This window comes from Achromobacter sp. ES-001, from assembly GCF_019448355.1.
Classification (GTDB): Bacteria; Pseudomonadota; Gammaproteobacteria; order Burkholderiales; family Burkholderiaceae_B; genus Achromobacter; species Achromobacter spanius_B.
The window spans coordinates 1,189,374-1,208,014 of the sequence record NZ_CP079940.1; the positions used below are offsets into that span (position 1 = coordinate 1,189,374).

An 18,641-nucleotide genomic window follows, 5' to 3' on the forward strand; every position below is an offset into this window, starting at 1 on the left:
CGGCAGGCATTCGCCCCGGCCAGTGCGCCGCGCTGCTTCGGCAGTACACGCAACTTCCCCCCTTCCAATCGCAGTCCACGCCTGACGTGCGCTGCCGGTCCGACCGCATGCTTGCCGCATCGCGACCCACCTTTCGAGCGTGACGATGAAATTCCTGATTTGGCCTTATACGCGCCTGGGCGCCAGAAAAAACGATGCGCTGCTGTTCTGCAACCTGGGCATCATCCTGCTGTGCTTTGCCATGCCCAGCGATGGGCAGCCCCTGACAGCGGCCGCGCCCGGCGTGCTGGCGGACTTCGGCATTCTGGCGGGCCTGGCGTTGTTCAGCGTGATCGCGGGCCAATCGAAAATGCGCTTGCGGGCATTGGGTTGGCTGATCGGGTTTTGGCTGCTGGCCGCTTTTGTCGTGATCACGGCACGCCGCTGGACGCCGATGGTGGCGCCCGTGGTGGGCGTGGCGCTGGCGTACATCAGCGTAGTCCGCTGGCGCATGGCCACGCGGGGCGCGCGCCGTGAACGTGTCTTGGCCCGCACGGCCGCGCCGGTGGATGCGCCTGCCGTAACCCACGCCAAGCCGAACTGCGCTTGCGACAACGAAGTGATGCTGCAAATGATGCATGACCTGCGCAGCCCGCTGTCGACGATCCTGGTGATGGTGGAAAAGCAAAGCGCCGAAAGCGATTGCCCCAAGCAGGAAGCCTTTGCGCAGTCCGTGCGTGACCTGGCGCAGTACAGCCTGACCGTGGCGCAGGACTTCATGCATCTTTCCCGCGCGGAGCGCCTGGATAAGGCGAATTTCCTGCCCGTTTCGATGCTCGACGTGGGCCAGGAAGCCGCCGACCAAACCCTGTTGCTGGCCGAGCGCAAGGGCATCGACGTGCAAATCCGCGAATGCGGGGAAAAGCTGTGGGTGTCGGGCGACTACTGCATGCTGCAACGCGCCGTCATCAACCTGCTGGACAACGCGATCAAGTATTCCAACCCGTCCACACGCATCACGTTGTGCCTGAAGCGCCAGGGCGATATGGCCCGCATCAGTGTGATCGACGAGGGTATCGGCATTGCGGATTCGGTCATGCCGCAGCTGTGCGAGGCGTTTTTTCAGGTGCAGCCCGGCAGCCGTGACGGCGTGGGAATGGGCTTGGCGCTGGTGGCCACGGTGGTGGACGCGCACGGCGGAAAATTGTCGGTCAGCTCGCGTCCTGGAAAGGGAAGCGAGTTTTCACTCACATTTCCATTGACGCCGATGCCGTGTATGGAAGGCGATCGCGAGGAGACGCGGTCCCACTATCGGACGGGCCTTAACCCCGCCTCATGAATAAGCGCCCTTGTGGCGCTTTTTTTTGGCCTTGTGGCTGCTCTCTGTCGCGTTGTTGATCGCATTTTTCATCGCGCTTTCGGCGCCTTGAATGCGATGAGGCGACGATGCAACACCTGCTTTTAATAGTGTGTTGAGAAAGGTTTTGTCGTTTTCCACCGCCGGGAATAATGGCTTCGCTTTCACGAGATCCGTGTGATTTCCGGTTCATGAGAACGCGAAAAACAATCCCCTAAACCAAGGATATTTGATGACTAAAACCTCTTTGCGCGGTACAGCCGCCAAGCTTGCCTTGCCGGTCGCGGCGCTGACGCAAGCCGTGCTGATGGCAATGGCGCCCACCACGGTGTCCGCTCACGGCTCCGTGATCGATCCCCCCAGCCGTGAATACGCTTGCAACACGATGGACACGCCGTGGAACAACCCCAAGCATTCGGGTTGCGGCAAGATTGCCAACCAAGCGAGCAACTGGCAGTCCAACGCCATCCTGGGCGTCCGCAGCGACCACAAGGAACGCATCCGCGACGGCCTGCTGTGCTCCGGCGGCAAGGAAAGCTGGAAGGAACTGGACGCCGACCACGTGTGGCCCTCTACGGTGATCACGCCGGACGCCAACGGCAACGCGCAGTTCAAGTACCTGCAGACTGCGGCCCACATCTCCTCGTACTTCAAGACCTACATCAGCAAGGACAGCTACGATCCCAAGCGCGGCCTGCGTTGGGACGATCTGGAGCTGATCGGTGACACGGGCGCGCTGCCGCGTCCCGAGAACAACACGATCACCCCGCTGAACGTCAAGATTCCCGCCCACTTCACTGGCAAGCGTGTGATCTATAGCGTGTGGCAACGTGACCCCGTCAATGACAACGCCGAAGCGTTCTACGCATGCTCGAACGTGGAAGTTATGCCTGCCAACGTGCAGTGGCAAGCCAGCGGCGCGCTGCAAGGCGGCCAAGTGCAAGCCGGTTCGAAGATGACCCTGCGCGTATTCAACCTGAGCCGCGCCGGCGACCTGGAAAGCCATTCGATCATCGTCAAGGCCGGTGAAGAACAGGCAGCCCAGTGGATGTACGCCCTGGCCAAGGAAGTCAACAACAAGTCGTCGGTCATCAAGGTCGGCAAGATGCAGTCCAACGGTCAGGTGACGCCGCAGCAAAGCGACACCGAAAATCAGGTCTATGGCCTGAACAAGAAGGTGGGCTTCGCGATCGACAACAAGGGCGTCGAGCCGGTGGATCCGCCGCCCGTCGTCATCAATGCGCCCACGGCTCAACTGACTGGCCCGGCAACGGCCAATGCTGGCGAGCGCGTTTCGCTGTCGGCCAAGGGTTCGAACAACGGTGGCGGCACCTTGAAGTTCCAGTGGACGGCTCCGGCTGGCATCACCGCTTCGGCGCTGAACCAGGCTGACCTGAGCTTCACGGCTCCGACGCTGACGCAAGACAAGTCCTACTCGTTCACCGTCAAGGTCACGAACGAAAAGGGTTCGTCGAGCAAGACGCATTCGGTCCTGGTCAAGAAGCAAGCCCAAACCGGCGGCGGCACTGACGGTGGCAACACCGGCGGTAACGAAGGCGGCAACACCGGCGGCAACGACGGTCAGACCGGCCAATACCCGGCCTACAAGGAAGGCACCACGTACGCAGCTGGCGACAAGGTCACCAACGGCGGCAACGTCTACGAGTGCAAGATCTGGCCCGTGACCGCATGGTGCAGCGCTTCGCCGATGCACTACGCACCTGGCAAGGGCATGGCTTGGCAGCAAGCTTGGGACCTGGTGAAGTAATTAACTTCGCTTCACTACACGGTTCTTTGATTTACTGAACCTTCTTTGATAATCCGCCATTAATAACGCGGAAAGATGAAGTCCCTGATCCCTCGTGCCCAAGCACGGGGGATTTTTTTTATGTGGGGAAAATGCTTTAAGGAATCGTTTATTAACTTTGATTGTTAATGAGCTTCCGGCCGAGAATGAATTCACCTTGCCCTGCGTGTGGTGTTGCAAGGAAGGTGATTATTCAAACCTCTCTCTGAAGTAATTAAACCAATGGCAAAATTTAAAATAACGATTCTGGGTGGACTAGTCCTGGCGGCCGTATCCGGCTCGGTCCTGGCGCACGGCACCATGTCGCATCCGAAGGCGCGCATTCTGCATTGCCACGCGGGCAGCCAAAGCGAAGGTTGCACCGCATTCAAGGCGCAGGGCGGCAGCGTGTACGACTGGCGTGAAGTCTGGCAGAAGCCGGGCGGCGAAAAAACCGTTGCCACCACGCCGGGCGACCGCCTGTGCGACGGTGGCACCAAGCCGTCCCATCGCGGCCTGAACGCGCTGGCCCAATGGCCCATCACCACGCTCAAGCCGGACGCCAATGGCAACGTCACGCTGAAGTGGAACCACACCGTGGCCCACCGCACCAAGTCGCTGCAATTCTTCATCACGAAGATGCCGTATGACTCGACCAAGCCGCTGCAATTCTCCGACTTTGAAAAGTTCTGCGAACAGCGCGACTTCACGCCGGCCGCGGCGGGCGAAGGTCGTGAGCAGGAATACAGCTGCACGCTGCCCGCCGGCAAGACCGGCCGCCATCTGATCATGAGCGTCTGGAACACCAACCACGTGGGCGACGGCGTGACCTCGGGCGAGTCCTATCGCGCTTGCGGCGACGTGAACATCGAGGGCGTGTCCAACGTCATCAAGCCGTCGGATATCGGCGCGCTGTACTCCATCGGTGAAACCAAGGTGGGCGATTCGCTGGTGTGGCGTTTGGCTGACCCCAAGCGCAACGGCGAATACCTGGAACAGCTGCGCGTGCCGCTGGACGAGAACGCCGTGCAGGGCGAGCGTTGGACGCAGGTGCTGGGCAATGCCGTTAACGGCACGTCCAAGCGCGTGCGCATCGGCCAGTTGGGCGCTGACGGCAAGACCGTGACGCCGATCGTAGGTGTGGACAAGTCGCACGTCTATTCGATGGACGGCAGCAAGTACCACTTTGTGGTGACCAAGGAAGCGGCCGAGATCAAGCCGGACCCCGTGGTGATCCCGCCGCTGTCCAGCATCACCGGCCCGGTGAATGTGCAAGCGGGTCAGAAGGTGCAGCTGTCGGGCTCGGCATCGACCGGTACCGACCTGAAGTTCTCGTGGACCGTGCCGGCCGGCATCACCGTCGCGGTGAAGGACCAGCCCGCGCTGAGCTTCGTGGCGCCGACGCAAACGAAGGACCAGCAGTACTCGTTCACGCTGACCACGCGTAACGACAAGGGCGCATCGGATGCGACCCACGTTGTGACGGTCAAGGGCAAGCCGGAAGTCATCGTTGACGAAGGCGGTAATGGTGGTAATGGCGGCACCGGCGGTAACGGTGGCAATGGTGGCACCGGCGATACGCCGCCCGCCTACAAGGCCGGCACTGCCTACAAGGCGCTTGAGCGCGTGACGAACCTGGGCAAGGTCTACGAGTGCAAGCCGTGGCCCTACACGAACTGGTGCGGCCAGTCGCCGTTCCATTACGAGCCCGGTAAAGGCGGCTACTGGACCCAGGCCTGGGATCTGGTGAAGTAAGCCGTCGTTGTCAAGGCGGGCCGAGGTCAACACGCCTTGGCCCGCGTTGGACGCCAGCCCCCTCTCAGCGATGGGAGGTGGGCTTTCTTTTTGCGTTGTTGGATTCGCCGTCAAGGCGAATCACTGAATAGCCATGAAAAACAAAATACCGTTTTCGATGCTCGTGCTGGCACTAGGCACGGCGTTTTCCGCTCCGGGGCATGCGGCGTCAGCCGACGAACCCCGGCCTATTTACGTTCGGCTGAAGGCCGAAGCTCCCAACCCGGCCCAGCGCACGGCGCCCACGCCCGAAGTGGCCGGCGCCATGGATGCGCTGACGCGCCTGACGCCCGGCATGGAGCCGCTGATCCCGATGTCGCCGATGATGCGCAACTACGAGGATATCGCGGCACTGGAACGCCATAACCTTACGCGCTACTACAAGATTTCGGCCGAGATGATGCGCGGCCGCGACGCGGAATTGCTGGTCAAGCAGCTGCTTGAAAACCCGTTGGTGGAAAGCGCGCAGATCGAGCCCGTGCCGATGTCGATTGGTGACGGCCTGCAAGCCGATCCCGCCATGGCGATCACGCGCGCGGCGCCCGGCACGCCGGACTACACCAAGTGCGACGGCGCAATGGCGCCGACGTGCCAGAACTATATGCAGTCGCCCAAGCCCGGCTATTGGCCGTTGGGCGGCGTCAACGCCTTCGAGGCGCAGCGCCTGACCGGGCACTATGGCGCGAATGTGCGTCTGATTTCGAACGAGATCAACCATTGGGATTTCGACCACGTTGATCTGCCCAAGCCTTTCCTGCATCACGGGCAGTATGTGGAAAAGCCCGATTCGCACGACACGATGTCGGCCGGCATCATGTTCGGGCAGGACAACGGCTATGGCGTGACGGGCATCGTGCCGCAAGCGCAGGCCGGCTATACCAAGTACAGCCCCAGCGGCATGGTCGATCTGCGCAACGTGCTGCAGGCCGGCGACGTGGTGCAGATCGGCGTGCACTACAAGTTCAGCAACGGCTGCGGCCCGACCACGGCATGCTGGTTGCCCGTGGAACACGTGGATGTGGTCTATGACGCCATTTCGTATCTGACCAAGGAAAAGGGCGTGCACGTGGTGCTGGCGGCGGCCAACGGCGCGGCCAACCTGGACGACCCGTGGTTCCGTGGACGCTATGACCGTACCAAGCGCGATTCGGGCGCCATCTACGTCGGCGCGGCCGACCCGGTGCAGGGCCAGGTCGCGTGGTTCTCGGAAACGGGCAGCCGCGTCGATATGTTCTCTTGGGGTGGGCGCGTCACGACCACCGACTGGAAGGAAGGTCAGCACAACCTGTACACCACGGCGTACAGCGGCACGTCGTCCGCCAACCCCATCATTGCGGGTAGCGTGGCGTGGCTGCAAAGCCTGGCGCGCGAGCGCGGCCTGGGCAATATCCCGCCCAAGGTCATGCGGCAGATCCTGGTGGACAGCGGCAACCCCGTGCCCATCGTCAATCCGGCTCGTCCGATCGGTGTGCAACCCGATCTGGTGCGTGCGGCGGAACTGCTGGGCGGCGACAGCGTCGGCGGGCAGGCGCCTCAAGCGCATGTCGTCGGCTCGGCACAAGCGAATGCGGGCGACAAGGTGGTGTTGTCGGCCGCGGATTCGACTGGCAAGGGTTTGAACTATGCGTGGAGCAGCCAGCCCGCGCTGACGTTCGTTGAGCAGGGCGTCAACGGCAGCTTTGTTGCACCGGAAAACGCAAAGGACGTCGCCTACCGCATCACGCTGAAAGTGACCGACTCGCAAGGGCGCAGCGCGTCCACGCACCATGGTGTGCTGGTCAAGGCGAAGGCGGCGGGCGTGTGCACCAACGCGCCCGCGTGGGATGCCCGCAAGGTGTACAACGTGCCGAACGAAGCGGTGTCGTACAACGGCAAGGTCTACCACCAGAACTACTGGAACGTGGACGCCGCGCCGGACAAGAACTCGGCGCAGTACGGCAAGCCGTGGAAGATGCCCGAGTCCTGCGACCTGGAGCCCACGCCGATTCCGCTGCCCGTTGCTCGCATCAGCGGTCCCGCTGAAGTCGCGGCGTTGCAGCCGGCCACCTTGTCGGCCAGCGGTTCCACGGGCCAAGGCCTGAAGTACGTGTGGACGAGCCTGGACGAGATCGGGCTACAGGCCAACGGCGCAACCGTTACGTTCTATGGTCCCCCGCTGGCGCAGGATCGCAACCTGACGTTCAAGCTGGCCGTGACGGACGAGCGCGGTCGTACCGCAACCGCCACTCACGTGGTGAAAGCCAAGGCCAAGGTCGTGGTGCCTGAAGTCATTGCGCCGCAAGCCAAGTTGAGCGGCCCCGCCACGGTCAAGGGTGGCGAGCGCGTCGTCTTGTCGGGCAAGGCATCCACCGGAACGGACCTGCGCTACCGCTGGACCGTGCCCGCGGGTATTTCCGCCGGAGCGTTGGACCAGGCGGACATCAGCTTTGTCGCGCCGACCAGCACGAAGGACACGCCTTACCGCTTTACGTTGACGGTGAGCAACTCGCGCGGCGAAGTCCAGGCCAGCCACACCGTGACGGTGCAGGCGCAGGCAGCCGTGGGTGGGCACCCGCAGTACAAGGCAGGCACCATCTATAAGGCGGGTGACAAGGTCATGAACGTGGGCAAGACGTTTGAATGCAAGATCTTCCCGTACAGCGGCTGGTGCAGCCAGTCGCCGTCGCACTATGCGCCCGGCACGGGTTCGCATTGGCGCGATGCGTGGATGCAGCGTTAAGCATTAAGCGATAAGCGTCGCGCGATGGTTGCGTGATGCGCTGCCCCCGCCGGTTTTCCGGTGGGGGCTTTTTTTTGGCGGAGCGGCTCTCATGGGCTTCAGGCCTGCATGTCCGCCACCACGCGATAGGTGCGTGCTTGCCCCTGCTTGTCGACCTGGCACAGCATGATGTCGTGCTGCGGACCCGCCAGCGTGGCGACGCTGGCCAGCTCGGCCGGCAGCCCGCTCAGGTCAAAGCCGATGGCCGCGTCGGGGCCGGCTGCGCGGCGGATGCCGGCCAGTAGATGGTGCAGGTGGGCGTGATGCTGCTGCATGTCTTGCACGTCTGGCAACGGATGGCCTTGCAGGTGCACCCCGGCGGCGGCGCATGGCGCTTCAAGCGCGGCCAGCTCGTCGGCGTGCCGATACAGGGCATGGAATGTGCGTGGCTGGAAGGAACCGCGAGCGGCGCAGAAAGAAGACAGCGCGCGGCCGCCCGATGCCAGCCCGATCAATTGTGAGGGTGGGGCGGGTGCGGCGCTTAGCCGATACCGAGGCCGCCGCTTCAGGTGGTGCACCGCCATCGCCGATGAGGCGATCGTCAAGGATAAACCCGCCAGCAACGGAACCAGCCAGATCAACAGGCTGGGGTGGTCCGTGAACGGATGCTGATACTTTTCAACGGTGGTGGGGTAGAAGTAGCGCAGCAAAGGCTTGAACATCAGCCCTTCATTGAGCGCATCGGTTACCCAGCTGATCAGCACGATGGAGCTGATGGTGTAGCAGGCGGTTTTCAAGCGGTGCAGCAACACCGCGCGGGTCAATGTCATGGCCAAGCCTCCGGAGCGCGGCGAACGCGGCGACGCGGCGTCCGCGATGCAACCCAAGAGCAAAGCATCCGGATCCGCAAGAAGCAATCAGAGGAGTCTGGTAATTGCGGAGGTCTGGTTTTGGCGGCGGCAGCCAAAGGCGGCGGAAATGAAAAAAGGGCCGGACAACAAGTGTCGGGCCCTTCTTAGGTGACTGCAGAGATCAAGAACACGGGGTTGCTTGACCGCTGCACATCTGAATTTGGAGCGGGAGACGAGTCTCGAACTCGCGACCTCAACCTTGGCAAGGTTGCGCTCTACCAACTGAGCTACTCCCGCATGGGTTCCGTCATGAACTGCTCAGAACCGTTTTCTTATGCACTCTGATCAACTTGGTTATCGATCAGAAGGCGCGCATCTTACATGATTTTTTCGAGCTTGTCATTGGACTGAGATTTTTCGCGTTTTCGCCGTGTTCTCTATAAAGAGCGGCTGTTGAAAAGCGGGGTACTCAAACCAAAACACTCAATCAAGTAATATGAGCGAAGACCGAAACTATAGCATAGCCCGTAGCACCCATGTCAACTGCCCCTGCTATCAACACGGCGCCAGCCGCGCTGACTCCCGCCGCCCACGATCTAAGCCGGCTCAATACGCTGGGTCTGGCGTCGCAAGCTGAAGCCTTCGTCACACTGGATGATGCCGCGCAATTGCCGGCCTTGTCCGACTTGGCACGCCGCGCGGACAGCCTTCTGGTGCTGGGCGGCGGCAGCAATGTTGTCCTGCCCGAGCGCGTTTCCGGTCTGGTGGCCAAGGTGGCTTTCGGGGGCGTGCAGCTGTTGCAAGACGCGCCCGACGTCCGCCTGGTGGAAGCGGCGGGTGGGGAAAGCTGGCATGGCTTTGTCGAACATTGCGTCGATCAGGGTTGGGATGGCCTGGAAAACCTGGCGTTGATTCCCGGTACGGTCGGGGCCGCGCCGGTGCAGAACATCGGCGCTTACGGCGTCGAGTTCGAACAGCGCTTCCATAGCCTGACCGCCTGGGATGTGACGGCGGCAAGGCTTGTTGAAATGGGCCCGTCCGATTGCCGCTTTTCGTACCGGGATAGCACCTTCAAACACGACGCGCCCGGCCGCTGGATCATCGTCAGCGTGCGGTTCGCCTTGCCGCGCCCCTGGCGCCCCGTGCTGGGCTACCCGGACCTGCAACGCCACGAACGGCTGGCCCATGGCGTGCCAAGCGCGCGCGACATTTTCGACGCGGTTTGCGACATTCGCCGCGCCAAGCTGCCGGACCCCGCCGTGACCGGCAACGCCGGCAGCTTTTTCAAGAACCCCATCGTGACCGCCGACGTGCGGGACGATCTGGCCGAACGCTTTCCCGGGTTGGTGTCGTACGCGCAACCGGACGGCCGCTACAAGCTGGCAGCCGGCTGGCTGATCGACCAGTGCGGCTGGAAGGGGCAGGTCCTGGGCGCGGCGGGGGTGCATGACAGGCAGGCGCTGGTGCTGGTCAATCGCGGCGGCGCCAACGCTGCCGACATCATGGCGTTGGCCGGCGCGATTCAAGCGTCGGTGCAGGCGCGCTACGGTGTCATGCTGGAACCAGAACCTGTGGTGGTGTAGGGCGCGGTGCGAACGGTGCGATAAAAAAGGATCCCGAGGGATCCTTTTTGGTTTTGTGGCGAGCGCTCCGGCGGCCGGCGATCCGGCGCCCGGCGCTCCGGCGCCCGGCGATCCGGCGGCGCGGCGTGCACCGCCGCCGTCTGGCTCAGAAGCCCAGCACGGATTGCATGTCGTACAGGCCGTTGTGCTTGTCTTGCAGGAAGCGTGCCGCGCGCAGGGCGCCTTCTGCGTAGGTGGCGCGGCTGCTGGAACGGTGCGTGATTTCGATGCGCTCGCCAATGCCGCAGAACGACACGGTGTGGTCGCCCACGATGTCGCCCCCGCGCAGCACGGAAAAGCCGATGGTACCGGGCTTGCGCACGCCGGTGTCGCCATGGCGGCTCCAGGTGGCCACGTCCGGCAGCGCCACGTCCCAGGCGGACGCAATGGTCTCGCCCATTTTCAACGCGGTGCCCGAAGGCGCATCGACCTTGTTGCGATGGTGCGCTTCGAACACTTCAACGTCGTATCCGGAATTGAGGATGCGGGCGGCCATGTCCAGCAGCTTGAGCGTGGCATTCACACCCACGCTCATGTTGGGCGCGAACACGATGCCGATTTTCTGCGCGGCCACTTCGATGGCGGCGCGGCCGTTGTCGTCGAACCCGGTGGTGCCGACGACGGCGTGCGTGCCGTGCTTCACGCAGGCCTGCAAGTGGGCAAGCGTGCCTTCCGGCCGCGTGAAATCGATCAGGCAATCGGCGTTGGCCAGCGCGTCAAGATCATCGGTGATCAGCACGCCGGTCTGTTGGCCCAGCGGGGCGCCCGCGTCCTGGCCCAGCGACGTCGACCCATTGCGGTCCAACGCCACTGCCAATTGCAGGTCGGTGGACTTGAGAATGGCGTCGATCAGCATCTGGCCCATACGGCCGCTGGCGCCGGCAATTGCAATACGCATGAAGAAAATCCTTGGGGGTTACCGAAGCGGCTCGGGCGCGTTGCCCGGTTGGCCGGGGTACTGATTCAGCGGGCTGACCGGGGCGGCGGCATCGCGCTTTTTCAGGTCTTCCTCTTCTTGGATGCGGGCTTCGTCCTGGTCCAGGCGCTTGTCCGCCTTTTCGTCGGCGGTGCTGCTGGGCGTGTTCAGCTGATAGGGTTGCAAATCAGGCTGCTTGTCGCCTTCCCAGCGGGTCAGGCGGTCGTTTTCGAACCAGACGGTGAACTTGCGTTCACGGGCTTCGCCATAGCCGGGCTTGTAATAGTAGGGGTAGTCCCAACGGTTGGCGTGCAGCACGCTGGTCAGGGTAGGGCTGCCCAGCGCAAAGCGGACTTGCTCGCGGCTCATGCCCGGCTGGAGCAGCGCGACTTGCTCCTGGGTGATCCAGTTGCCTTGCTGGACACCGGCCTTGTAAGGGAAGCCCCACTTGTCCCCCGAGCAGCCGGCAAGGGCAATGGCCAGGGCGGCGACGGCCAATCCGGTCTTCAGCGAGCGGGAGGGAATTCGTGCAATCATGGACACTACGCGCCCCTATTATTTGGAAGCAGACAAAACCGTTATCATAAAGGTTTCATAAGGATAGTTCCGCGAGGCGGCATGAAATCAGGTGAGCCGACTCGCGGTGCACCCTTGATCCTGCCCATGCCTACGCGGACGGAGAGCGATTACACCATGAGCGACCAAAGCGAACTGAAGAACATGGGTTTGAAGGCGACGTTTCCGCGCCTGAAAATTCTTGATATTTTCCGAAAATCCGACCAACGCCACCTTAGCGCCGAAGACGTCTACCGCGCGCTGATCGGCGAAAACGTCGAAATCGGCCTGGCAACCGTCTACCGTGTGCTGACCCAGTTCGAGCAGGCCGGCATCCTGGCCCGCAGCCAGTTCGATAGCGGCAAGGCTGTGTTCGAACTGAACGACGGCGATCACCACGATCACCTGATCTGCACGAATTGCGGCACCGTGGTCGAGTTTTCAGACCCGGAGATCGAAAAGCGCCAGCAGAAGATCGCCAAGGACAACGGTTTCGCGCTGGAAAGCCACGCGATGGTGTTGTACGGCGTGTGCAGCAGCTGCGTGAAAGGGCGCTAAACCGCTAGCGTCCGCCCCACGGTCCGTGGCCGCGCTCGTTGCGGGCCAGTGAGATCAAAAGCCCCTTCTTGATGAAGGGGCTTTTTTTTGTCTGCGAGGGGGCGGGGCTTTTGCCTGGCTTTGCCTGGTTTTTGCCTGGCTTTCTCGCGGCTTCGGGCCGCATTTTGTACGGCGTTCGCGCGAATTTGCCTTGGAACCCGGGCTGGACTTGCCCCCGGCTTGCGCCCAACCGGCTCAGGCCGCGGGCTGGCCGAAACCTTCCAGCATTTCGCGGGCGTGCTCGCGCGTGGTGGCGGTCAGCTTGATGCCGCCCAGCATCCGGGCGATTTCCTCAACACGCGCCGCCGCGTCCAGTTCTTCGATGCTGGAGCGCGTGGTGCCGCGAGATTCCGTCTTGCTGACCAGGAATTGGTTGTTCGCGCAGGCGGCTACCTGGGGCAAGTGGGTCACGCACAGCACTTGATGGCGTTCGCCCAGCTCGCGCAGCAGCTTGCCCACGGCTTCGGCCACCGCGCCGCCTACGCCGCTGTCGACTTCGTCGAAGATCAACGTCGGCACGCGCGCCGCGCGGCTGGCAATGACGGACAGCGCCAGCGAAATCCGCGACAACTCGCCGCCCGAAGCCACTTTGGCCAGGGGGCGCGGGGTGGTGCCGGCGTGGCCGGCCACCAGGAATTCAACCTGCTCGTTGCCGTGCGCGGACGGCGCGGCGGCGGTCAAGGTGGGTTCGAACTTGCCGCCCTGCATGGCCAGCGTCTGCATGGCCTGGGTGACTTGCTTGCCCAGGTCCTTGGCAATCTTGCGGCGGGCGCTCGTCAGCTTGGCCGCCGCCGTGTCGTATTGCGACTGCGCCGCAACTGACTGAGCCCGCAGCGCATCGATATCGCCCGCCGCTTGCAAGGCGGCCAGCTCGGCATGCAGGGAATCGCGCAATTCGCACAGGGCGTCGGGCTCGACGCGGAATTTGCGCGCGGTCTCGAACACCAGGCCCAGGCGTGCTTCGAGGTCGGCCAAGCGCTTGGGGTCCAGATCGACGCGGCTGACGTAGTTGTTCAGGTCGGACACGGCTTCGCTGATCGCGATGCGGGCGGACTCCAGTTCGTCGTACACGCCTTGCAGGCCGGGGTCATGCCGCAGCATTTGCTGAATGCGGTGATTGGCGGCTGTGACGCGGTGGTGCGCGGAATCGCCTTCGCCGTCCAGCGCTTCCAGGATTTGCGAGGCGCCGTCCAGCAGCGACTGCGAATGCGACAAGCGCGTGTGCTCGGACTGCAAGGATTCCCATTCGTCGGGGCCCAGTGCCAGCTGATCCAGTTCGTCCACCTGCCATTGCAGTCGGTCGCGTTCGTTGGCCAGGCTGGCGGCGTCTTTTTCGGCGGCTTCAAGTTGTCGCGCCAGCGCGCGCCATTGCTTCCACGCCTGACCCACGGCCTGGCGCAGATCGCCATGGCCGCCGTGCGCGTCCAGCAGATCGCGCTGCGCGTCGGGGCGCATCAGGCTTTGATGGGCGTGTTGGCCGTGGATGTCGACCAGGCTGTCGCCCAATTCGCGCAGCTGCCCCACGGTGGCGGGCGTGCCGTTGATGTATGCGCGGCTGCGGCCCTGCGCGTCGATGACCCGGCGCAGCGACAGTTCGTCATCGACGTCGATCTCGCGTTCGTTCAGCCAGCTGTGCAATGACTTCGGCGTATCGAACACGGCAGTGATGTCGGCGCGCGGTGCGCCTTCGCGCAGCATGCTGGCGTCGCCGCGTTCGCCCAGCGCAAGCGCCAGCGCGTCCACCAGGATGGATTTGCCCGCCCCGGTCTCGCCGGAGAACACGGTGAAGCCGGGGCCGAAATGGATTTCGGTCTGTTCGACGATGACGAAGTCGCGGATATGCAGGGTGCGCAGCATGTCGGGGCGCTTACTACTCTACGTTGTCGGTGGCCTGGGGCATCAGGTTCCAATGCAGCTTGCGGCGCAAGGTGGAAAAGAAGCTGTAGCCCTCGGGGTGCACGAAGCGAATGGTGTACGGCGCGCGCTGCACGACGATGCGGTCGCCCGGTTGCAGGTCGGACCAGGTCTGCATGTCGAAATGCACGCTGGCGCCCACTTCCACGCGGCCCATCGCGGTCAGCGTCATGTTCAGCACACCGGTGTCCGGGATGACGATGGGGCGATTCGACAGCGTTTGCGGCGCCACGGGCACCAGCACCATGGCGTTCATGCCGGGGTGCAGGATGGGGCCGTTGGCGGACAGCGCATACGCGGTCGAGCCGGTAGGGGTGGCGATGATCAGACCATCGGCGCGCTGTGTGTACATGAAGGCGCCGTCCAGTTCGACACGCACTTCGATCATGCCGCCGCGCCCGGCGCGGTTCAGCACGACGTCGTTGAGCGCCGACGCGGAATACATTTTCTGGTCGCCACGCCACACGCTGCCTTCCAGCAGCATGCGTTCTTCAATCTGGAAGCTGCCTTCAAGCACGCGCGCCAATGCACCGTGCGCGTCTTGCAGCGGGATGTCGGTGATGAAGCCCAGGCGCCCGTGGTTGATGCCCACCAGGGGGACACCAAATGGCGCCAGATGCCGGCCGGCGCCCAACACCGTGCCGTCGCCGCCCATCACGACGGCCAGCGATGCGTTCTGGCCGATCTCTTCGAGGGTAGCTATTGGGTATTCGGTCAGGCCGGTGTTGCGCGCGGTGTCGGCATCGATCAGCACATGCCGGCCCGCTTGCGTCAGCGCGTGCGCAAGGGCTCTTAGCGGGGTGTCCAGGCCGGTGTCCTGGTATCTGCCGATCAGGGCGACGGTAGGAAAGTGCATGGATGCGGGCGTATCAAAAGGGCGAAGCCGAAGCCAAAACCTGCCCGGAATGGGCCGATTAGCCGATTATATGGGGCCGCATATCTGCTTGCGGGACAAAAATCGCCTTTATCCTAAAAGATTCCTTAAAATGCCCGCTATGGATGACCGCGCACGCGCACTACTGAAAGCGTTGATAGAACGCTACATCGCCGATGGGCAGCCCGTCGGCTCGCGGACGCTATCGAAAGTCTTTGACTTGTCCCCGGCTACCATCCGCAATGTCATGGCGGACCTGGAAGAGCTGGGGCTGATCCATAGCCCGCACACCTCCGCCGGCCGCGTGCCTACGCCGCGGGGCTATCGCATGTTCGTCGATTCCCTGCTGGCCGTGCAGTCTTATCAGCTGCAACCGCACAACATGGGCGAAATGCTGTCGGCGGCCGAACCTACCCGCGCCGTCAATGCCGCCGCCGCGTTGCTGTCCAACCTGACGCAATTCGCGGGCGTGGTGCTGACCCCCAAGCGCGCCCAGGTGTTCCGGCAGATCGAATTCATCCGGCTGTCGGACAAGCGCGTGCTGCTTATCATCGTCACGCCGGATGGCGATGTCCAGAACCGCATTCTCTTTGTCCAGCGCGATTACGCCGAGGCGGAATTGCTGGAAGCCGGCAATTTCTTCAACATGCATTTCGCGGGCAAGTCGTTCAACGCCGTGCGCCAGACGCTATCGACCGAACTAGCCCAGCTGCGCGAAGACATTTCGCGGCTGATGCAGGCGGCGGTCGAGGCCAGCGCCGAGGCCGCGGAAGACGGCGACACCATGGTCATCTCGGGCGAGCGCAAGCTGCTGGACGTTACCGATATCGCGTCCGACATGGATCGGCTGCGCAAGATGTTCTCGCTGTTCGAGAAAAAGACCGACCTGCTGCAACTGCTGGACGTGTCCAGCCGCGCGCAGGGCGTGCAGATCTACATCGGCGGCGATTCCCAATTGGTGCCCATGGAAGAGGTCTCGGTCATTACCGCGCCCTATGGCGTGGACGGCAAGGTCGTGGGCACGTTGGGCGTCATCGGCCCGACCCGCATGGCTTACGAACGCGTGATTCCCATCGTGGACATCACGGCGCGCCTGCTGTCCAACGCGCTCAGCCACAACCAGTAGTCCCATTCAAAGCTACATCCTCCTCGCGGAGGAAGGGGAGTTTTTGTGTTTCTTCGCCTGTTCAAGTACCTGTGGCCTGAACGCTACCTGCCGGAAGCCGAGCAGGACGACCCCTTCAACGAAGACCCGCCGGCCCGCGCGCCCGGCAAAGTCGGGGTGCTGCTGGTCAACCTGGGTACGCCGGATACGCCGGACAAACAGGGCATCCGCAAATACCTGGGCGAATTCCTGTCCGACCCCCGCGTCATTGAAATTCCACGTTATTTATGGAAACCCATCCTGTACGGGCTGGTGCTGACGCTGCGACCCAAGAAGCTGGCGCCGCGCTATGCGGGCGTCTGGCTGAAAGAAGGGTCGCCCCTGATGGTCTATAGCCAGCGTCAGGCGGACGGCGTACGCGCCGCGCTGGAGGCGGCGGGCATCGACGCCGTGGTGGAACTGGGCATGCGCTACGGCAACCCGTCCATCCCCGACGCCATCACCCGTTTGCGCGCGGCCGGTTGCGAACGCATCCTGACCGTGCCGCTTTACCCGCAATACGCGGCCAGCACCACAGCCACGGTCGTGGACGCGGTTACCCGCCATGCCGGGCGCCTGCGGGATCAGCCCGAACTGCGCTTTACCAAGCGCTTTCACGAGGACCCCGCCTGGCTGGACCCGCTGGCCGCCCGCATCGAGTCGTTCTGGCGCGAGCACGGCAAGCCGCAGAAGCTGGTCATGAGCTTTCACGGCTTGCCGCGATATTCCATCGAATTGGGCGACCCCTACTACCGCGACTGCATGGAGTCGGCCCGCCTGTTGTCCCAGCGGCTGTCGCTGCCGCGCGAACAGATCGAAGTCACCTTCCAAAGCCGCTTTGGTACTGCCCGCTGGCTTGAGCCCTATACCGAACCGACCCTGAAAGCGTTAGCCGCTTCGGGTGTTACCGAGGTGGATGTGGTGTGCCCGGGATTTGTGGCAGACTGTCTGGAAACCCTGGAAGAGATCAGCCTGGAATGCCGGGACGCCTTTATTGAGGCGGGCGGCAAGCAGTTTCGTTACATCCCTGCGCTGAACGACGATCCCGCGTGGATCGCCGGCTTGGCCACTTTGGTGGAACGCAACTTGCAGGGCTGGCCGTTGAAGATCCAGGCCAACACGGACTTGAAGGAGAAGGCGCATGCACCATGATCCCAAGAGCGGCAAGAGCGTAAAAAAGGGGACCGTTGCCACCCCGGTGGACGAGGATCAGGTCGAACACGATCTGGACGAAGCGCTAGCCGAGACCTTTCCCGCCAGCGATCCCATCGCCATCCGCCCTGAACCGGACGACGATGACGACAAGGTGGATCGCGGGCTCGAAGAGAGCTTCCCCGCCAGCGACCCGGTCGCCCCGGCGCAGCCCCACAAGAAGTAAGCAGCCGGCCCCGCCGGGCCAAGCCCGGGCGGGCTTGCTGCCTCGGGCGGGCGCCGTCAGGGAATATTTCCCTTTCCCGGGCTTGAAATAGGGGTATTGGCCCCCATTCATGTCTGCGAAAGCCATTCTTTTTGGAGGATTCCCCATGACGGCACCCCACGAGCCTGTAGATAAGACGCCCGAAGCCGGCCAGAACGCCGACGCGGCACCCGCCGACCAGGGCGCGGCAGAGGCCGAGCTGAACGAGTTGCGCGCCCAGCTGGACGCCGCCCAAGCTACCGTCAATGAGCAGCACGATCAGCTTCTGCGTGTGCACGCCGAAGCTGAAAATGTGCGCCGCCGCGCGCAGGAAGAAGTGTCCAAGGCGCGCAAGTTCGGCATCGAATCGTTTGCCGAAAGCCTTGTGCCGGTCAAGGACAGCCTTGAAGCCGCCCTGGCCCAGCCCGACCAGACCGTCCAGACGCTGCGCGAAGGGGTCGAAGTCACCCTGAAGCAGTTGTCGGCCGCGTTCGAGCGCAACATGCTCAAGGACATCGCGCCGGCCCAGGGCGACAAATTCGACCCGCACCTGCATCAGGCGATTTCGTCGATCCCCCACGAGCAACCCGCCAACACGGTGGTGCAGCTGCTGCAAAAGGGCTACGCCATTGCCGACCGCACGCTGCGTCCGGCGCTGGTAGTCGTATCGGCCGGCCAAGGCTGAAACGCCGGCAGCGTGTCATGACCGATCCCCGTTTCGATCCGGCTCAAGTCTTCCAGGTGTTCGGCATGCGTCATGTCGACACCGAGGGCTTTGATGCCACCGTGGTCCAGGCGCCGGGAACGGATCTGCGCTGTGTGTTTTTATGGGGACAGGATTGCTATAACTGCAATCTTTTCAAGCAGGCGGCGCTGCTGCACCAGGAAACGTTGCTGAAGCTGGGCCTGACCTGGTTCGAGGCCGACGTTTACGCCGACGAACCCCTGGGCCGGCGCTTTTCCCTGCATGGTGTCCCCACTTTCGTGCTGTACCGGGCTGGCAAACGGCTGGGTCGTATCACCGGTTGGCCCGGATTGCCCCAGTTCACGGCGGCAATTTCGCGGTTGCAGGACCCGAATGCGGAAAATTCCGGCAAGGCGTCTTGAAAACCCTGCGACTAACCCCAGTTATGTGGGGACAAGAAGTTTCTCTCTATT

Annotated in this window: 17 protein-coding genes and 1 tRNA gene; 11 read left to right on the plus strand and 7 right to left on the minus strand. The window is 63.0% G+C overall.

Annotated features, from left to right (window positions below; all coding sequences use genetic code 11):
• Positions 1 to 145: 145 nt before the first annotated feature.
• Positions 146 to 1,318 (plus strand): sensor histidine kinase KdpD, encoded by a 1,173-nt coding sequence (locus KYT87_RS05315; RefSeq protein ID WP_219991788.1) that lies wholly within the window; start codon positions 146 to 148, stop codon positions 1,316 to 1,318.
• On the opposite strand, the gene KYT87_RS05320 is transcribed toward KYT87_RS05315, so the two are convergent.
• Positions 1,313 to 1,504, minus strand: a complete 192-nt coding sequence (locus KYT87_RS05320) for a hypothetical protein (RefSeq protein ID WP_219991789.1) — start codon at positions 1,502 to 1,504, stop codon at positions 1,313 to 1,315. The two genes, KYT87_RS05315 and KYT87_RS05320, sit on opposite strands and share 6 nt — an antisense overlap.
• A gap of 64 nt (positions 1,505 to 1,568) precedes the next feature.
• Here KYT87_RS05320 and KYT87_RS05325 point away from each other — a divergent pair, with 64 nt between their 5' ends.
• The 3 genes from KYT87_RS05325 (at position 1,569) to KYT87_RS05335 (ending at position 7,635) form a co-directional block, all read left to right on the plus strand.
• Positions 1,569 to 3,104, plus strand: coding sequence for a lytic polysaccharide monooxygenase (locus KYT87_RS05325; protein ID WP_104143585.1), 1,536 nt, complete (start codon positions 1,569 to 1,571; stop codon positions 3,102 to 3,104).
• Positions 3,105 to 3,443: 339 nt separating this feature from the next.
• Positions 3,444 to 4,877, plus strand: a complete 1,434-nt coding sequence (locus KYT87_RS05330) for a lytic polysaccharide monooxygenase (RefSeq protein WP_219991790.1) — start codon at positions 3,444 to 3,446, stop codon at positions 4,875 to 4,877.
• 133 nt (positions 4,878 to 5,010) lie between these two features.
• Positions 5,011 to 7,635, plus strand: a complete 2,625-nt coding sequence (locus KYT87_RS05335; RefSeq protein ID WP_219991791.1) for a S8 family serine peptidase — start codon at positions 5,011 to 5,013, stop codon at positions 7,633 to 7,635.
• Between the two features lie 98 nt (positions 7,636 to 7,733).
• Here the strand turns inward: KYT87_RS05335 and KYT87_RS05340 are convergent, their stop codons facing one another.
• On the minus strand, positions 7,734 to 8,444 hold the full coding sequence (locus KYT87_RS05340) for a hypothetical protein (protein ID WP_219991792.1): 711 nt from the start codon (positions 8,442 to 8,444) through the stop codon (positions 7,734 to 7,736).
• Positions 8,445 to 8,686: 242 nt separating this feature from the next.
• Positions 8,687 to 8,762: transfer RNA gene (locus KYT87_RS05345), tRNA-Gly, on the minus strand.
• A gap of 239 nt (positions 8,763 to 9,001) precedes the next feature.
• Between KYT87_RS05345 and murB the strand changes: the two genes are divergently transcribed.
• Positions 9,002 to 10,048 (plus strand): UDP-N-acetylmuramate dehydrogenase, encoded by a 1,047-nt coding sequence (murB, locus tag KYT87_RS05350; protein WP_219991793.1) that lies wholly within the window; start codon positions 9,002 to 9,004, stop codon positions 10,046 to 10,048.
• A gap of 145 nt (positions 10,049 to 10,193) precedes the next feature.
• Here murB and dapB read toward each other — a convergent pair whose 3' ends face one another.
• Positions 10,194 to 10,985: a 4-hydroxy-tetrahydrodipicolinate reductase gene (gene dapB / locus KYT87_RS05355; RefSeq protein ID WP_219991794.1), complete on the minus strand. Its 792-nt coding sequence runs from the start codon at positions 10,983 to 10,985 to the stop codon at positions 10,194 to 10,196.
• A gap of 18 nt (positions 10,986 to 11,003) precedes the next feature.
• On the minus strand, positions 11,004 to 11,540 hold the full coding sequence (locus KYT87_RS05360) for an outer membrane protein assembly factor BamE (RefSeq protein WP_046803420.1): 537 nt from the start codon (positions 11,538 to 11,540) through the stop codon (positions 11,004 to 11,006).
• Positions 11,541 to 11,696: 156 nt separating this feature from the next.
• Here KYT87_RS05360 and fur point away from each other — a divergent pair, with 156 nt between their 5' ends.
• Positions 11,697 to 12,116, plus strand: a complete 420-nt coding sequence (fur, locus tag KYT87_RS05365; protein WP_046803419.1) for a ferric iron uptake transcriptional regulator — start codon at positions 11,697 to 11,699, stop codon at positions 12,114 to 12,116.
• A 234-nt stretch (positions 12,117 to 12,350) separates the two neighbouring features.
• On the opposite strand, the gene recN is transcribed toward fur, so the two are convergent.
• Both recN and KYT87_RS05375 read right to left on the minus strand, forming a co-directional pair.
• Positions 12,351 to 14,012, minus strand: a complete 1,662-nt coding sequence (gene recN, locus KYT87_RS05370) for a DNA repair protein RecN (RefSeq protein ID WP_219991795.1) — start codon at positions 14,010 to 14,012, stop codon at positions 12,351 to 12,353.
• Positions 14,013 to 14,025: 13 nt separating this feature from the next.
• A complete protein-coding gene (locus KYT87_RS05375; protein ID WP_046803417.1) occupies positions 14,026 to 14,925 on the minus strand; it encodes an NAD kinase in 900 nt (299 codons plus the stop codon).
• Between the two features lie 139 nt (positions 14,926 to 15,064).
• On the opposite strand from KYT87_RS05375, the gene hrcA reads away from it, so the two are divergent.
• The 5 genes from hrcA (at position 15,065) to KYT87_RS05400 (ending at position 18,590) form a co-directional block, all read left to right on the plus strand.
• Positions 15,065 to 16,069: a heat-inducible transcriptional repressor HrcA gene (gene hrcA / locus KYT87_RS05380; RefSeq protein ID WP_046803416.1), complete on the plus strand. Its 1,005-nt coding sequence runs from the start codon at positions 15,065 to 15,067 to the stop codon at positions 16,067 to 16,069.
• Between the two features lie 45 nt (positions 16,070 to 16,114).
• Positions 16,115 to 17,239, plus strand: a complete 1,125-nt coding sequence (gene hemH / locus KYT87_RS05385; RefSeq protein ID WP_219991796.1) for a ferrochelatase — start codon at positions 16,115 to 16,117, stop codon at positions 17,237 to 17,239.
• Entirely contained in the window at positions 17,229 to 17,465 is a 237-nt protein-coding gene (locus KYT87_RS05390; protein WP_046803414.1) for a hypothetical protein, read from the plus strand. Before hemH ends, KYT87_RS05390 begins: the two co-directional genes overlap by 11 nt.
• A 145-nt stretch (positions 17,466 to 17,610) precedes the next feature.
• Positions 17,611 to 18,168, plus strand: a complete 558-nt coding sequence (grpE, locus tag KYT87_RS05395) for a nucleotide exchange factor GrpE (protein WP_046803413.1) — start codon at positions 17,611 to 17,613, stop codon at positions 18,166 to 18,168.
• Positions 18,169 to 18,185: 17 nt separating this feature from the next.
• Positions 18,186 to 18,590, plus strand: coding sequence for a thioredoxin family protein (locus tag KYT87_RS05400; RefSeq protein WP_120154091.1), 405 nt, complete (start codon positions 18,186 to 18,188; stop codon positions 18,588 to 18,590).
• The last annotated feature ends 51 nt before the right edge of the window (positions 18,591 to 18,641 follow it).

Excerpts from the sequence above, each read along its gene's own strand:
- KYT87_RS05315 (WP_219991788.1), top strand. The coding sequence starts at position 146 with ATGAAATTCCTGATTTGGCCTTATACGCGCCTGGGCGCCAGAAAAAAC.
- KYT87_RS05325 (WP_104143585.1), top strand. The coding sequence starts at position 1,569 with ATGACTAAAACCTCTTTGCGCGGTACAGCCGCCAAGCTTGCCTTGCCG.
- KYT87_RS05330 (WP_219991790.1), top strand. The coding sequence starts at position 3,444 with ATGTCGCATCCGAAGGCGCGCATTCTGCATTGCCACGCGGGCAGCCAA.
- KYT87_RS05335 (WP_219991791.1), top strand. The coding sequence starts at position 5,011 with ATGAAAAACAAAATACCGTTTTCGATGCTCGTGCTGGCACTAGGCACG.
- KYT87_RS05340 (WP_219991792.1), bottom strand. The coding sequence starts at position 8,444 with ATGACATTGACCCGCGCGGTGTTGCTGCACCGCTTGAAAACCGCCTGC.
- murB (WP_219991793.1), top strand. The coding sequence starts at position 9,002 with ATGTCAACTGCCCCTGCTATCAACACGGCGCCAGCCGCGCTGACTCCC.
- dapB (WP_219991794.1), bottom strand. The coding sequence starts at position 10,985 with ATGCGTATTGCAATTGCCGGCGCCAGCGGCCGTATGGGCCAGATGCTG.
- KYT87_RS05360 (WP_046803420.1), bottom strand. The coding sequence starts at position 11,540 with ATGATTGCACGAATTCCCTCCCGCTCGCTGAAGACCGGATTGGCCGTC.
- fur (WP_046803419.1), top strand. The coding sequence starts at position 11,697 with ATGAGCGACCAAAGCGAACTGAAGAACATGGGTTTGAAGGCGACGTTT.
- recN (WP_219991795.1), bottom strand. The coding sequence starts at position 14,012 with ATGCTGCGCACCCTGCATATCCGCGACTTCGTCATCGTCGAACAGACC.
- KYT87_RS05375 (WP_046803417.1), bottom strand. The coding sequence starts at position 14,925 with ATGCACTTTCCTACCGTCGCCCTGATCGGCAGATACCAGGACACCGGC.
- hrcA (WP_046803416.1), top strand. The coding sequence starts at position 15,065 with ATGGATGACCGCGCACGCGCACTACTGAAAGCGTTGATAGAACGCTAC.
- KYT87_RS05390 (WP_046803414.1), top strand. The coding sequence starts at position 17,229 with ATGCACCATGATCCCAAGAGCGGCAAGAGCGTAAAAAAGGGGACCGTT.
- grpE (WP_046803413.1), top strand. The coding sequence starts at position 17,611 with ATGACGGCACCCCACGAGCCTGTAGATAAGACGCCCGAAGCCGGCCAG.
- KYT87_RS05400 (WP_120154091.1), top strand. The coding sequence starts at position 18,186 with ATGACCGATCCCCGTTTCGATCCGGCTCAAGTCTTCCAGGTGTTCGGC.